Raw genomic sequence first — 14724 nt, 5'->3', positions numbered from 1 at the left:
TGCAGGCCAGGATCGCCCGCTGATCACGGAGAGAACCGATGAAGACATCTTCGTTGCGCGTTTCACTGGCCGCGATGGGTTTCGCGATCAGCACGCTCGCGTTCGGCCAGGACGCGACGCCGTGCGCGAGTCCGGGCGCGGGCAAGCCGGTGTATGTGACCGACTTCACGCCCGTGAGCCAGCAGGGCGGCTCCTCGCATTTCCCCGGCTCGCGCCTGCGCGCCGCGCGCAATTCCATGAAGATTCACGAGAATGCTTCGGCGCTGGCGGATGGCATCGTCAAGGCGTTGAATGCGAAGGGCATCGCCGCGTGTCATGTGACGGCGCAAGCGGCGCGGCCCGCGTCGGGCTGGCTGGTGACCGGCGAGTTCGATGAAACGCTGTCGACAGGATTCGGCGCCACCTTGCCGTCGATGGGTTCATCGGACAAGACGCCCAACACGCACGTCGCCGTACAGCTCGCGGATCTCGCGGCGAACCCCGGCGCGCCGCCCACGCAGATCGACACGAGCGGCGAGTTGAAAGGGCAGAAGTCCGCGGCCGCGCCCAAGCCCTACGGCGCGGCGGCGCGCTTCATCATCAACCAGACCGAATCGATCACTTCGCTCGACGATCTGGCCGCGAAGATCGCCGATCAGATCGCCGCCGAAAAGGCGAAGCTCGACGGCGGCGCGCCATAGCGCGAGGAAACCGGCGTCATCCAACCGAATCACAGCGCAAGATCTGGAGTGCCGCCGCGCGTCATCGCCGCGACGATGGACCATCCCCATCCGTCACGGAGCACCTCCGATGCGCTTCCCGCCTTCCTTCCAACGCCTTGCCTGGTCGAACCTGCTCGCGCAATCGGCGGAGCAGATCGGCCTCGCCGCCGCGCCGCTTGTCGCCGTGTTCGCGCTCGGCGCGTCCGCCGTCGATATCGGCCTCCTGCAAAGCGCGCAGACGCTGCCGTTCCTGTTGCTGTCGATGCCGCTCGGCGTGATCGCGGACCGCCGCTCGCGCCGCACGCTGATGACCGTGGCCGAATGCGCCCGCGCGCTCGCGATGCTCTGCGTGCTGCTGCTCGTGCTCGCGCATGCATTGACCTTGCCGCTGCTCGCGCTGCTGGGTTTTCTCGGCGCGACGGGCACGGTCGCCTATAACGTGGCCGCGCCCGCGCTGGTCCCGGCGCTGGTCGGGCGCGCCGCGCTGCCCGCCGCGAACGGGCGCATCGAGCTGGCGCGCAGCGTCGCGTACTCGGCGGGGCCGGCGCTGGGCGGGCTGATCGTCGGATGGATCGGCGCGGGATGGGCGTATGGCTGCGCGGCGGGATTGTCGGCATCGGCGGCGATGTTGCTTGCGGGATTGCGCGAACCGGCGCGCCCGCCCGCCGCCGCGCGCCACTTTCTGACAGAGCTTCGCGAAGGCGCGCGCTTCGTCGCCCGCGATGCGCTGCTGCGCCCGATGCTCGCCACCGCCGTGTTCTTCAACCTCGGCTTCTTCACGCTGCAGTCGGTCTACGTGCCTTATGCGGTTGAGCGGCTGGGCCTGAGCGCGTCGGCCGTCGGCGTGACGCTCGGCGCGTACGGCGTCGGCATGGTGTGCGGCGCGCTGGCTGCGCCCGCCGTCGCGCGGCGCATCGCGTTCGGCCGGATGCTGCTCGTCGGGCCGTTTTGCGGGCTCGCTGCATCGCTCGCGATGGTCGCGACGCTCGCGGCGCCGTCGTTCTGGCTCGCGGTATCGAGCTTCTTCCTGCTGGGCGCGGGGCCGATCCTGTGGACCGTCGGCTCGACGACGCTGCGCCAGGCCATCACGCCCGCGAGCATGATGGGCCGCGTGTCGGCGCTCAACAGCACGGCGACCTACGGCGCGCGTCCGCTGGGCGCGCTGCTCGGCGCGGCGATCAGCGCGCGCCTCGGCATGGGGCCGTGTCTGGTCGCGGCGGCGGCGGGGTTTGTCGTGCAGGCGTGGATCATCGCGGCATCGCCCGCCGCGCGCCTCGCGGATGTGCCGGACAGCGCCTTATCGGCGTGATCGACGGCGTTTCGCCGCGACGGGCGCGGGCTGCGCGAACATCGGCATCCGGCTGAGAATCCAGTCGAGCAATTCCTGCGGCCCCGCCGCGAGCGGCCGTCCCGTTTTCACGAGCAGCTTCGCCTGCGCGCTTTCGAATAACGGATGCGCGATCGGGATTGTCGTGAGCTCGCCGCTCGCCAGCTCGCGGTACGCCGCGAACTCGCCGATCAGCGTCATGAAATTCTCCGCCGCGACGAAGCGCTTCAACGCGCCGAGCGAATTCGTCGTGAGCGTCGGACGGATGGCGAGGTTGTCGGTCGTTTCCAGCATCTTCACGACATGGCCAATGCCGAAAGTGGGCGGCATCAGCGCGAGCGGATAGTCGAGCAGATCGCGAATTCGCGCGACGCCGCCGCGCCGCGCCAGCGGATGATCGCGCCGCGCAAGCAGCACGACCGGCTGCGGCGAACTCGCGCGAATCTCGATGCGCTCGTGCGGCGGCGGGTTGTACGCGAGCCCGATATGCGCGCGGCTTTGCGCGACTTCTTCGAGCAGATCGTCGACGGCGAGCATCTGCACGTCGATTTCGAGGCGCGGATAACGCGCGCAGAACGGGGCGAGCACGTCATCGACGAGCGTATCGACATAACCCTCGCTCACCGCGAGGCGAATCTGCCCTTGCTGCAGGCCTTTGAGCGCGTGCAACTGGTCTTCCAGCTTCTCCTGTTGCGAGCGATAGCCGCGCCAGAATTCGAGCAGATGAAACGCCGCCTCGGTCGGGCGCACGCCGCGCGGCTCGCGCTCGAAGAGCGTCGTGTCGAGTTCGTCTTCCAGCAGTTTGATCTGCCGCGCGATGACGGACGGCGATGTATTCAGATGATCCGCCGCGCCGCGAATCGTGCCGTGCGACAGCACTTCATGAAAGTAACGCAGGCGTTGCTGGTTGATTTCGCGCATGGTGGCCGTCCGTATCGAAAGGATGTTGTGTTGCTCACAGGGCAACGATACGTGAACTTAGTTGCTCTTGCTCGCACGGTCGCACGCGCTCAACATGGCCTCACCCGGAAAGACGGGCGAGACAAACAAGGAGACGCGCATGTCGACGATTCAGACCCTGCGAGGCGGCGATGCCGTTTCGGCGCTCTACAGCAGAATCAACTGGCGGCTCCTGCCGCTGCTCATCGTGTGTTACATGTTCGCGTATCTGGACCGCGTGAACGTGGGTTTCGCGAAACTTCAGATGCAAAGCGATCTCGGCTTCTCCGACGCGGCGTATGGCGTCGGCGCCGGGATTTTCTTCATCGGCTATGTGCTGTTCGAATTGCCGAGCAACCTGCTGCTGCCGAAGATCGGCGCGCGCATCACGTTCAGCCGCATTCTCGTGCTGTGGGGCATCACGTCGGCGTGCATGCTCTTCGTGCGCAACGTGCCCGCGTTCTACGGGATGCGTTTCCTGCTCGGCGTGTTCGAAGCGGGCTTCGCGCCGGGCATGATCTATTACCTCTCGTGCTGGTACGGGCCGAAGCGCATGGCGCGCGCGATCGCGCTCGTGTTCGTGGCGGGGCCGCTCGGCGGTGTCGTCGGCGGGCCGCTTTCGGCGTGGCTGATTTCATCGCTCGCGGGCGTCGGCGGTCTGGCGGGATGGCAATGGATGTTCCTCGTCGAAGGCCTGCCGTGCATCGCGCTGGGCGTGCTCGTGTGGCGCGTGCTCGCGAACCGTCCCGCCGATGCGAAGTGGCTCACGCAGAACGAACAGCGCCTCCTCGAAGCGGAAGTGGGCGCGCATGGCGGCTCGTCGCATCGCATCGAATCGTTCAGGGAGGTCGCGAGGAACCCGCGCATCTATCTGCTGGCGCTCGCGTACTTCTGCATCATCTTCCCGATCTATGCGATCAGCTTCTGGCTGCCGACGCTGCTGAAAGAGCAGGGCGTGACCGACACGATCCGTCTCGGCTGGTATGCCGCGATTCCGTATGTCGCCGCCGCGATCGCGATGTACGCCGCGGGCCGGCGCTCCGACAAGGTCGGCGAGCGGCGCTATCACAGCGCGCTGCCGGCGCTCGCAAGCGCGGCGCTCCTGGCGATGACGCCGTACGCATCCGGCAATCTCGTCGCGACGCTCGCGCTGCTCACGCTCGCCACCGCCTGCATGTGGATGGCCTACACGGTCTTCTGGGCGATTCCCTCCGAAACGATATCCGGCCCCGCCGCGGCGGGCGGCATCGCGCTCATCAACACGATCGGCCTGTCGGGCGGCTTCTGGGGTCCGGCGGTGATCGGCTGGGTGAAGTCCGCGACCGGCAGCACGAACGGCGGGCTGCTCGTGATGGCGTGCATGGCGGCGCTTTCATGCGTGCTGATTCTCACGAACAAGCGCACGGTTGCGGCGGCCAAGGCACGCACGGCCTGAACATCAATCGACCATCGAAAGGACAAGGATCATGAAGATCTTGATCGCAGGATTCCAGCACGAAACGAACACCTTCGCGCCGACGAAGGCGAGCTACCAGAGCTTCATTCAGGGCGAAGGCTTCCCGCCGATGGCGCACGGCGACGATGTGCTCAAGCTGCGCGACGTGAACGTGCCGATCGGCGGCTTCATTCAGTGGGCCGAGGTGCAAGGACATGAATTGATTCCGGTGATCTGGGCGGGCGCGAGCGCATCGGCGCATGTGACGGAAGATGCGTATGAGCGCATCGCGGGCGCGATCGTCGATCATGTGCGCAAAGGCGGCTTCGACGCGATCTATCTCGATCTGCACGGCGCGATGGTCACCGAGCATCTCGACGATGGCGAAGGCGAACTGCTGGCGCGCGTGCGCAACATCGTCGGTAATGACATGCCGCTCGTCGTCTCGCTCGATCTGCACGCGAACGTCACGGCGCGCATGGTCGAACTCGCCGATGCGCTCGTCGCGTATCGCACGTATCCGCACGTCGATATGGCCGAGACCGGATTGCGCGCGGCGCATCTGCTGGCGCAGCGTATCGAACATGGCAGGCCGTTCAAACGCGCGATGCGCCGCGTGCCGTTCCTGATTCCGGTGAACGGCATGTGCACGCTCGTCGAGCCTGCGCGCGGCATGTACGGCATGCTCGAAGCGCTCGAAAAGGATGCGGTGTCGCTGTCGTTCGCGCCGGGCTTTCCGGCGTCGGACTTCGATGAATGCGGGCCCGTGTTCTGGGGCTATGCGCTCGATCAGGAAGCGGCGGACAAAGCCGTCGCTGCGCTCTGGTCGAAACTCGTCGATGAAGAAGCGCGCTGGGACGTGCCGTTCCTGTCTCCCGACGAAGCCGCGCGCGAAGCCATCGATGCGAGCCGCGCCGCGACGAAGCCCGTGATCATCGCCGATACGCAGGACAATCCGGGCGTCGGCGGTGATTCGAACACGATGGGCATGGTCCGCGCGCTCTTGCGCAACGGCGCGCGCGACGCGGCCGTCGGCGTGATCTGGGACGAAAAGGCGGCGCGGGCGGCGCACCGCGCGGGCGTTGGCGCGCGCATCAGGCTCGCGCTCGGCGGCGGCTCGAACGTGCCGGGCGATTCGCCGCTTGAAGGCGAATTCGAAGTCGAGTATCTGTCGGACGGACGCTTTCGCTTCGACGGCCCGATGCTCAACGGCATGACCGGCGAGCTGGGACCGACCGCATGCCTGCGCATCGGCGGCGTGCGTATCGCAGTGAGCAGCATCAAGATGCAGGTATTCGACCGCAACCTCTTTCGTGTCGCGGGCATCGAGCCGGAGCGCATGAAGATTCTGGTGAACAAGAGCTCGGTGCATTTTCGCGCGGATTTCGAGCCGATCGCCGAGCGGATTCTCGTCGCGAAGGCGCCCGGTCCGATGGCCGCCGATCCGGCCGACCTGCCGTGGCGCAATCTCGATGCGCGCATGCGCGTGCGCCCGATGGGGCCGACGCTTTCCGCGCTGCGCGCATCGGCTGCATGACGGTTTCGGGTTCTTTTGCGCTTATTGAAAACATCGAAAAAGGAGAATGCCAACATGCCGGATGATCAGATCAACGCGTGGCGCCGCCGTTTTCTCGGCACGGCTGTCGCGAGCGTCGGCGTCATGCAACTCGGCCTGAGCGATATGGTTCGCGCTCAAACCGCCCCACGCTCGTCTTCGTCCGCCGGCTTCGCCGATATCCGCCAGATCGACGCGGGCGCGCTCAATATCGGCTATGCGGAAGCGGGGCCGGCGAATGGTCCAGTCGTGATTCTGCTGCACGGCTGGCCCTACGACATCTACAGTTTCGCCGAAGTCACGCCGATGCTCACGGCGCAGGGTTATCGCGTGATCGTGCCGTATCTGCGCGGCTACGGCACGACGCGCTTCCTGTCCGCCGACACGCCGCGCAACGGTCAGCAGGCGGTGGTCGCGGTGGACATCGTCGCGCTGATGGACGCGCTCAAGATCCAGCAGGCCACGTTCGGCGCGTTCGACTGGGGCGCGCGCACCGCGAACATCATCGCGGCGCTGTGGCCTGAGCGTGTGAAGTCGATGGTGTCGGTGAGCGGCTATCTGATCGGCAGCCAGCAGGCGAATCGCGCGCCGCTGCCGCCGAAGGCGGAGTTCGCGTGGTGGTATCAGTTCTACTTCGCGACGGAGCGCGGCCAGGCCGGCTATGAAGCGAACCGCCACGATTTCAACAAGCTCATCTGGCAACTGGCATCGCCGAAATGGAACTTCGATGACGCCACGTACGACCGTTCCGCGAAGTCCTTCGAGAATCCGGATCACGTCGCGGTGGTGATTCACAACTATCGCTGGCGGCTGGGGCTCGTGAAGGGCGAAGCGCAATACGACGCGCTCGAACAACGTCTCGCGACGGCGCCGACGATCAGCGTGCCGACCATCACGATGGAAGGCGATGCCAACGGTGCGCCGCATCCCGATCCTGCCGCGTATGCGAAGAAGTTCACCGGCAAGTACAAGCATCGGAACGTCGCGGGCGGCATCGGGCATAACTTGCCGCAGGAAGCGCCGAAGGCCTTCGCCGATGCGGTGATCGAAGCGGACCGCATGTAGGCGCGAAGCGGGCTAGAGCGAATACTTGCTGTAGGTTCGTATCGGCAGAATGGCCTGCGCCTGAGCACGGCGCGCTTCGCATGCGGCGCTCAGATGCTCGACCGTCGTATCGATGAGCAGCGTCATGTCCTGCGTCAACAGATAGTCGATGACTTCCGAGCGCAACAACGGCTCGGTAATGCGGTTGACTTCGTGCGTGACGTAAAGCGTGCGGCCCACGAGCCCGTGTTCGCGCAGCGCGGCGGCGAGGCCTTCGTTGCCGCCCGCGACGTTGTAGATGCCCGCGAGCTCGCCGTGTGTGTCGAGAAATCGCTTCGTCGCCTCGAAGGTCGCGGGGCCCGAGTCCGCGCCCTTGATCACTTCGACGAGATTCACATTCGGAAAGCGTTGCCGCAAGAGCGAGCGAAAGCCGATCTCGCGATCTTCGTGACACGTGTACGAGAAGGTCGCGACCACCACCGCGACCGCGGGCGCGGCTTGCCCCTGCAAGTGCCGCCCGATCAGAAATGCCGCCGACTGTCCCGCCGCGCGATTGTTCACGCCGACATAGGCATGACGCGCGTCGGCGTCGACGTCGGTGATCATCGTCACGACAGGCTTGCCCGCCGCCATGCATTCGCGCAGCGCGGACGCCGTCGCATCCGTGTTCACGCACGTAATGCCGATGCCGTGCGCATGCCCGGCTTCCTCGCGGATCGCCGCGGCGACGTCCGCTTCCGACATGCCCACGCAGCGCACGACCTTCACGCGCACGCCTTCTCGCTGGTATGCGGATGCGCAGCGCGTGAATTCGTCGGTGAATGCGTCGCCTGCCTGGACGATCAGGCTGAACTCGCGCGTCTTGCGCGCGCCTTCCGGCGATGTCGAGATCGTGCGCTCGCGCCCGCCCAACTGCTCCAGCGCCGCCGCGACCGCGCTTCTGGTGCGCGGATGCACGCCGGGGCGGCCGTTGAGCGCGCGGTCGATGGTGGCGCGGCTCAGTTGCGTCGCTTCCATGAGTTGCTTGAGCGTCGGCTTGCCTTTCATCGTGGGTCTCGTCGGCGTCCTTGTTTGTCGAATGATGCCTCATTTTGAGGCTGCAAGATCGGCTAATCCACCTGAATGACCCCGTAAAAACCCTTTAATGCTCAAAATGAGGCAAAACTTCATTTGACGCGTGCTCAATTCGAGACTGAAATGCAGGTCAGGATGTTCCATGCGGCGCGTCCGATCATCTCGCCAAACCACATCAGCCGAGGGCAACGATGTCCGAACGTCAACCGACCAAAACGATGGTCATCATCGGCGCGGGGCAGTGCGGCGCGCGCACCGCGCATGCGCTGCGCGAGAACGGATGGGCCGCCTCCATCATGCTGCTCGGCGATGAAGGCATCGCGCCGTACGAACGGCCGCCGCTGTCGAAGGCGGTGTTGCTCGGGCAGAAAAGCGTCGAGGAATGCGGCATCTTCAGCCACGCGTTCTTCGATGAGCAAGGTATCGACTTGTGTGTGGATGCACCCGTTGCGCGCATCGATCGCGTTGCGAAGGAAGTGATGCTGCGCAATGGCCGTGAGATCGCTTACGAGCGCCTGCTGATCGCAACGGGCGCCGCGCCGCGCAAGCTCGATCTGCCCGGCGCGACGCTCGAAGGTGTACACGTGCTGCGCAACGTGCCGGACGCGCTCTGCATTGCGGGAGAGTTGGGCGCGGGCAAGCGCATCGTCGTGATCGGCGCGGGGTTCATCGGGCTAGAAGTCGCTGCGACGGCCATCGCACGGGGTTGTTCCGTGTGCGTGCTCGAAGCCGCGCCGCGCGCGTTGATGCGCGCCGTGCCCGAAGCGGTGGCGCACGCCGTGATCGAGCGGCACGTGCGCATGGGCGTCGATGTGCGTTTCGATGTGAGGATCGAGCGTATCGAGGGAACATCGCGGGTGGAAGGCGTGATGCTCGCGGACGGCGCGTTCATCGCATGCGATGCGGTGATCGCGGGCATCGGCGTCGTCCCGCGCACGGCGCTCGCGCAGGCGGCGGGGCTGGATATCGACAATGGCATCGCCGTCGATGCAACGCTGCGCACGAGCGACCCGCATATCTACGCAGCGGGCGATGTGTGCTCGTTTCCTCATCCGTTGTTCAATCGCCGCATCCGGCTCGAATGCTGGCGCAACGCGGAAGATCAGGCGCGCACGGCGGCGCGCAACATGCTCGGCCATGCGGAAACGTTCGACGCGGTGCCGTGGTTCTGGTCCGATCAATACGACACGACGATACAGATCGCAGGCATGCCCGCGCAAGGCGCGACGACCGTCGTGCGCGAAGCGGGCGATGACGCGCGTGTCTATTTCGCGCTGGATGGCGAGGGCGTGATCGTCGGCGCGAGCGGCATTGGACAGGCAGGGCAGATCGCGCGCGACGTGCGGATCGCGCAGGAACTGATCGCCCGGCGTGCGCGCGTTGAAGCCAGCGTGCTCGCGGATCGATCCATCAAGCTGCGCTCGCTTTTGACGGCGGCGATGCAATGAGCCAACGGCTGCTGATCTTTCAGTCGCTCTGGGCGATGGAGCGCCGTCATACCGATGGTCACGAACGCACGCTCGAAGAAAACGTGCGCATGATCGCGCACGCGGGCTTCGATGGCGTGAGCGCGCACTACACGAAACGCGAGGACGTGAAGCGTCTCGCGCAGTTGCGCGCGGAATACGGATTATCGGCGGAAGGGCAGTGCTTTCCTCGCACGGTCGACGATCTGAAGCCCGTGCTCGAGAACGCGGTGGAGTTCGGCGTGCATCACATCGACGTGCAGCCCGACGTGCGGCCGCGCACGGTGCGCGAATGCATCGGCTTGCTCGAAGGATGGCAGCGGCTCGCAGAAGAAGCGCGCGTGCCGATGTATATCGAAACGCATCGCGACCGCATGACGACGGATCTGCTGTTCACGCTCGATCTGCTCGATGCGCTTCCGGACCTGAGGCTGCTCGCGGATCTTTCGCATTACCTCGTCGGGCGTGAGTTCGCGTGGCCGGTGTCGGAGGAGAATCATGCGCTGATTCATCGCATCCTCGATCATTCGTGGGCGTTTCATGGGCGCGTCGCGAGCCGGGAGCAGGTGCAGATCGAAGTCTCTTTCGAGCCGCATCGCATGTGGGTGGATCTGTTTCTCGACTGGTGGCGGTACGGGTTTGCGTCGTGGCGCAAGCGCGCCGGGCCGGATGAGACGCTCGCGTTCACTTGCGAGCTGGGGCCGAAGCCTTACGCGATCATCGGGCGGGATGGAAATGACATGACGGACCGATGGGCCGAATCGTTGATGATGCGGGAGTGGGTCCGAGACCTGTGGGAGAAGGGAGACTGACGAAAAAGGCCACGAATCGTGGCCTTTTTTCTTGCGATACCGTCAGAATTTCTGCGGTATTAGTTGCAGGACAACACGACGGCGCCGTTGACGTCGCCCGTGTTCGGCAACTTGACGGCATACAGGACGGCGACGAGCGGATGCGCCTCGTCGTTGCCCATCAACTGTCTCATGACTGTTCCCTTCGCGACGCTCGCGTTGGCGTCGGAGCCAATCGTGATGGTCGTCGTGAAGCCGCTCAGGCTAAGCGTCGAGAGATCGAGCGTGGCGCTCGCGGACACGAGCTTGCCGGGTGCCGTGTTGCCTGTGACCGACGTCGGCGACGTGGCCATCAGGTTCGTGCAGGCGAGCGTGCCGGTGGACTTCGTCACCTGGAGCGGATTGCCGACGATGTAATGCGCGCCCTGGTTTGAATTGAAACTTGCGCCGCTCGAATCGGAGCCGTTGGTCCAGCGGCCGATCGCGATATATCCGCCCGCGCCGTCGATATCGGCAACCGTGCCTTTCTGCGTGAGCGTCACGGAACTGGCCGACGAACCCAGCGTCGTGAAGGCGCCGCCTGCCTGTTGCACCTGAACCGACAGCGGCGCGGCCGACGCACTGAAGGTCGGGCTGACGATGCTGTTCGCGGTCATGGTCGCGGGTGCTCGCAGCACAGCGACCTGGTCGTTCGATCCGGTCACCATCGGAACGGAGCCTTGATACGTCCAGTCAGCGCTGGCGGCAGGCGTCTGCGCCGATGGCTGGGAGTCCTGCGGTTGCTGGGCGGAATCCGACGAACTGTCGTTACCACCGCCGCCACATGCCGCCAAAAAGATTGCAAGGACTACTGCGGGAATTGTTTGTGATTTTTTGTTCAAAAACATGTTGTTCCTGTTGCTGATGCTCATGTATTCCCGGGAGCTTGACTGTAAGCAAACTGACGGGATCGAGATGCTAGCACGGGGAAATTTTGGGATGTCTGCGAACTCGTGAAGTCGTGGCCGCGCCGACACCCGCATTGCCGCTTTCAGGCCATGAACAATCTAATTACACACGCCTGTCAAACGCATTTCACATTCATTTCCTACAGTAGCGCGTCAACCGGCACGTCAGGCCGCAACGGCCCGAGGCGGGGACTTCGTTCGCCGGTACACAACCCACAATCAAGGATTCGAAACCACACATGGCGCAGCCACTCGACCTCTCCCGCCGCAAGGCCCTCAAGATCCTCGCCGGCGCACCGATGCTGCCGCTTGGCGGCGCGGCCACAGCTTCCTTGCTGACCGCATGCGGCGGCAGCGACAGCAACGCGGCTACGCCCACCTCCACGACGAAGGCCGCCTTCACGACGGCCGCGTTCGGCAGCATGGCCGCGCCCACACTCGCCGATCCCAACGCGATGGCCAAGACCACGGTAGCCTCGACGATGACCGCGAACTTCAGCGACGGCAGCAGCCGCACGTACAAGCTCGCGTATCAGCCGTTTTTCATGACCGGCGATACCGTGACGAACACGACGGGCGGCACGATCGTCGCGGGCGGCTACTTCGACATCGATAATCAGCCGATCATCGACCGTTCGTCGTCGGGCAAGGAGCGCCAGTTCTTCTCCGACTGCCCGGACGGCACGTCGCTCATCAAGATCGACAATCCGGCCGTGAAGGGCGTGAAAGGCAACGCGGTCTTCGCCGTGGTGCAGTTCGAATACACGTCGCGCGATCAGGCCGATGCCGACATGTACGGCCGGCTTCCTTCGCCGATCGCCGTGCTCACGCTCGACCAGGACCCGGCGACGGGCAAGCTCACGCTCGTGAGCTACGCGAACGTCGATACGTCGAAAGCGAACGGACTCTGGATCACGTGCGGCGCGAGCCTGTCGCCTTGGAATACGCATTTGTCGAGCGAAGAGTACGAGCCGGATGCGGCCACGCTCGCGACCAACTCGCAATTCAAGGCATACAGCAAGAACCTCTATGGCGACGAGACCAAAGCCCGTGCCTATCACTATGGCCATTTGCCGGAAGTGACGGTGCATCCGGACGGCACCGGCACGATCAAGAAGCACTATTGCCTCGGCCGCATCTCGCACGAGCTGATTCAGGTGATGCCCGACAAGCGCACCGTCCTGATGGGCGACGACGCAACCAACGGCGGCCTCTTCATGTTCGTCGCGGACAAGGAAGCCGATCTCTCGGCGGGCACGCTCTATGTGGCGAAGTGGACGCAGACGTCATCGGCGGGCGCCGGCTCGGCGACGCTCACGTGGCTCAACATAGGCCACGCGACGAGCGATGAAATCGAGAACCTCGCCAACACGCTGACGATCGCCGACATCATGGATATCGTCACGGACGAGAAGAATCCGCCGACCGATCCTTCGTACACACGCATCCACTACGGCGGCAAGTTCAACTGGATCCGCATCAAGCCGGGCATGGAAAAGGCCGCGGCATTCCTCGAGACGCACCGCTATGCCGCACTGAAGGGCGCGAGCATGGGCTTCACGAAGCTCGAAGGCACGACCGTCAACGCGAAGGACAAGGTGCTTTACTCGGCGATGTCGCAGATCGTTTCGTCGATGGTGAAGGGCAACGCGCATTCGACCGACATCGCGCTCGACAAGTCCATCAACTCCGGCGCGGTGTATGCGCTGAACATGAAGGCAGGCCAGCGCGATATCGCGGGCGCCGCGATCAACAGCGAATGGGTGCCCGTCGATATGGCCGCGCCCGCCGCGCTCGTCGGCGAAGACCTCGCCGCGGCAGATGCGCTCGGCAATACCGCGAATCCGGAACGCATCGCGAATCCGGACAACATCAAGTTCTCGGAGAAGCTGCGCACGCTCTTCATCGGCGAGGACAGCGGCATGCACGTCAACAATTTCCTGTGGGCGTACAACGTCGATACGAAGTCGCTGTCGCGCATTCTGTCGGCGCCGTCGGGCGCGGAATCGACTGGCCTGCATGCCGTCGACGAGATCAACGGCTGGACGTACATCATGAGCAACTTCCAGCACGCGGGCGACTGGAGCAGCAGCCTGCACGCGAAAGTGCAGTCGACGCTCGATCCGCTCGTGCGCGCGAACTATAAGGATCGCTTCGGCGCGTCGGTCGGTTATCTGACCGCCGACCCCACGTCGATCAAGCTGAGCTGATGCGCCTCACACGGAGTGCGGGCAATCGCGCTCCGTGTTCTTTCAGGGAATGCGGAAGAGATCGGCTTCGAAGTACTTTCCTTCATGCAGCCGCCCTTCGCGGGGGCTGTCGTAGACCACCAACAGACGCGGCTGGTCGTGGTCTCGCTTGAAGACCGTCAGTCCTTCCGCGTGGTCCATTCGATTTCCCCAAGGCACGTCGAACAAGCGCTCCAGTTGCGCGCCATCGACACGCGTATTGCCGCTCAGCGAAAACGGCGCGCGCCAAAGAAACACGCGAACGGGGCCATCGAGTGACATCGTGGGACCGGCCAGAATCAGCACATCGTCGTCCAGAACGCATAGATCGCGCACGCCCAGACCGTCGAGATCCAGTACGTGATGAAGGTACTTCTGGCCGTTCGAGGGCTCGAATGCGAGCGCGTTGTTCCTGGCTGCGGCTGAATCGAACTTCAAGTGCAGAATGGAGGCCCAGCCGCGCAGAACAGGGCCGCGCAAACCGATCAGGACCTCATCGTTCTTCACGGCCATGCCCTCGATATCGAAGCCATTGTCCTTCGATGGAATCGGCATGAACGGGCCGAGCAGTCGATCGTTCTTCAACAAGTCGGTCAAGGAATTGCCGCTTGCAGTGAAGGGCAATGCGAGGCCGCTGTTTGGCACCGGCTCCCAGATTCCGTCCTTTCCTGGAGCTTCCGCCAACTTGATCGAACCGAGCAAATAACGGTTTTTCTGCTGGTCGATATGCGCCAGCTTATCGAAGGCCTTTTCGCTGCTGTCGTCAGGTTTGGGCTGCTTGCGGCGCCAGCTATGCGAACCGGCCAGCCACAGACGGCCGGTGCTCTTGTCCCAGGACAGCGCTTCGAGATCGATTTCCTGATCCACCGCGACAGGCAAGGGGAAATGCGAACCGAGTGGAATGCTCACATGGTCGTCATAGTTGGCGGCATCCTCGCTGATAAGACGCTCGAGTGACGATGACTCGTCGCCGGCCAGCCAGAGCGACTTGCCAATCTGCTCAACCGCGGAAAGGCTCGTCGGGGCCGTTGTTTTTTCATCGTGGCGAAAGAACAGACGCACATGCCCGATGGGCGAGGCCAAGGCCGAATCGCTCATGATGCTGATCTCCGGATCGAATGTTCAGATTGCCGTTCCCGAAGCGAGCTCCGACGACGCATGAGGGGCGCGAACGATGCTTTGCGCATCGGCGATTTGCTGAAGAGGCTTATCGTTCT

Annotated in this window: 12 protein-coding genes; 8 read left to right on the top strand and 4 right to left on the bottom strand. The window is 64.3% G+C overall.

The window, feature by feature from the left end:
• The first annotated feature begins 38 nt into the window (after positions 1 to 38).
• Positions 39 to 680 carry a hypothetical protein gene (locus tag AC1Z32_RS05640; protein ID WP_483477707.1) on the top strand — a complete coding sequence of 214 codons (642 nt, stop codon included), beginning with the start codon at positions 39 to 41 and terminating at the stop codon, positions 678 to 680.
• Between the two features lie 109 nt (positions 681 to 789).
• Complete coding sequence (locus tag AC1Z32_RS05635) at positions 790 to 2010, top strand: MFS transporter (protein ID WP_483477706.1); 1221 nt, start codon at positions 790 to 792, stop codon at positions 2008 to 2010.
• Here the strand turns inward: AC1Z32_RS05635 and AC1Z32_RS05630 are convergent.
• Positions 1999 to 2949 carry a LysR family transcriptional regulator gene (locus AC1Z32_RS05630; protein ID WP_483477705.1) on the bottom strand — a complete coding sequence of 317 codons (951 nt, stop codon included), beginning with the start codon at positions 2947 to 2949 and terminating at the stop codon, positions 1999 to 2001. The two genes, AC1Z32_RS05635 and AC1Z32_RS05630, sit on opposite strands and share 12 nt — an antisense overlap.
• Before the next feature lie 139 nt (positions 2950 to 3088).
• Between AC1Z32_RS05630 and AC1Z32_RS05625 the strand changes: the two genes are divergently transcribed.
• Genes AC1Z32_RS05625 through AC1Z32_RS05615 form a run of 3 tightly spaced genes read left to right on the top strand, consistent with a single transcriptional unit; the run spans position 3089 to position 7022 of the window.
• On the top strand, positions 3089 to 4402 hold the full coding sequence (locus tag AC1Z32_RS05625; RefSeq protein WP_483477704.1) for an MFS transporter: 1314 nt from the start codon (positions 3089 to 3091) through the stop codon (positions 4400 to 4402).
• Between the two features lie 31 nt (positions 4403 to 4433).
• Complete coding sequence (locus AC1Z32_RS05620) at positions 4434 to 5939, top strand: M81 family metallopeptidase (RefSeq protein ID WP_483477703.1); 1506 nt, start codon at positions 4434 to 4436, stop codon at positions 5937 to 5939.
• 54 nt (positions 5940 to 5993) lie between these two features.
• Positions 5994 to 7022, top strand: a complete 1029-nt coding sequence (locus tag AC1Z32_RS05615) for an alpha/beta fold hydrolase (RefSeq protein WP_483477702.1) — start codon at positions 5994 to 5996, stop codon at positions 7020 to 7022.
• Positions 7023 to 7034: 12 nt separating this feature from the next.
• Here the strand turns inward: AC1Z32_RS05615 and AC1Z32_RS05610 are convergent, their stop codons facing one another.
• A complete protein-coding gene (locus AC1Z32_RS05610) occupies positions 7035 to 8048 on the bottom strand; it encodes a LacI family DNA-binding transcriptional regulator (protein ID WP_483477701.1) in 1014 nt (337 codons plus the stop codon).
• Positions 8049 to 8266: 218 nt separating this feature from the next.
• Here AC1Z32_RS05610 and AC1Z32_RS05605 point away from each other — a divergent pair, with 218 nt between their 5' ends.
• Complete coding sequence (locus AC1Z32_RS05605) at positions 8267 to 9523, top strand: NAD(P)/FAD-dependent oxidoreductase (protein WP_483477700.1); 1257 nt, start codon at positions 8267 to 8269, stop codon at positions 9521 to 9523.
• A complete protein-coding gene (locus AC1Z32_RS05600) occupies positions 9520 to 10353 on the top strand; it encodes a sugar phosphate isomerase/epimerase (RefSeq protein WP_483477699.1) in 834 nt (277 codons plus the stop codon). The genes AC1Z32_RS05605 and AC1Z32_RS05600 overlap by 4 nt, the downstream gene beginning before the upstream one ends.
• 59 nt (positions 10354 to 10412) lie before the next feature.
• On the opposite strand, the gene AC1Z32_RS05595 is transcribed toward AC1Z32_RS05600, so the two are convergent.
• Positions 10413 to 10988 (bottom strand): hypothetical protein, encoded by a 576-nt coding sequence (locus AC1Z32_RS05595; RefSeq protein WP_483477698.1) that lies wholly within the window; start codon positions 10986 to 10988, stop codon positions 10413 to 10415.
• Positions 10989 to 11518: 530 nt separating this feature from the next.
• Here AC1Z32_RS05595 and AC1Z32_RS05590 point away from each other — a divergent pair.
• On the top strand, positions 11519 to 13489 hold the full coding sequence (locus AC1Z32_RS05590) for a PhoX family protein (protein ID WP_483477697.1): 1971 nt from the start codon (positions 11519 to 11521) through the stop codon (positions 13487 to 13489).
• Between the two features lie 42 nt (positions 13490 to 13531).
• Here the strand turns inward: AC1Z32_RS05590 and AC1Z32_RS05585 are convergent, their stop codons facing one another.
• A complete protein-coding gene (locus AC1Z32_RS05585) occupies positions 13532 to 14605 on the bottom strand; it encodes a DUF3616 domain-containing protein (RefSeq protein WP_483477696.1) in 1074 nt (357 codons plus the stop codon).
• Positions 14606 to 14724 lie beyond the last annotated feature (119 nt).

It is taken from the genome of Caballeronia sp. 11_S32 (assembly GCF_056930355.1).
This window is presented reverse-complemented; position numbering and strand designations above follow the sequence as displayed.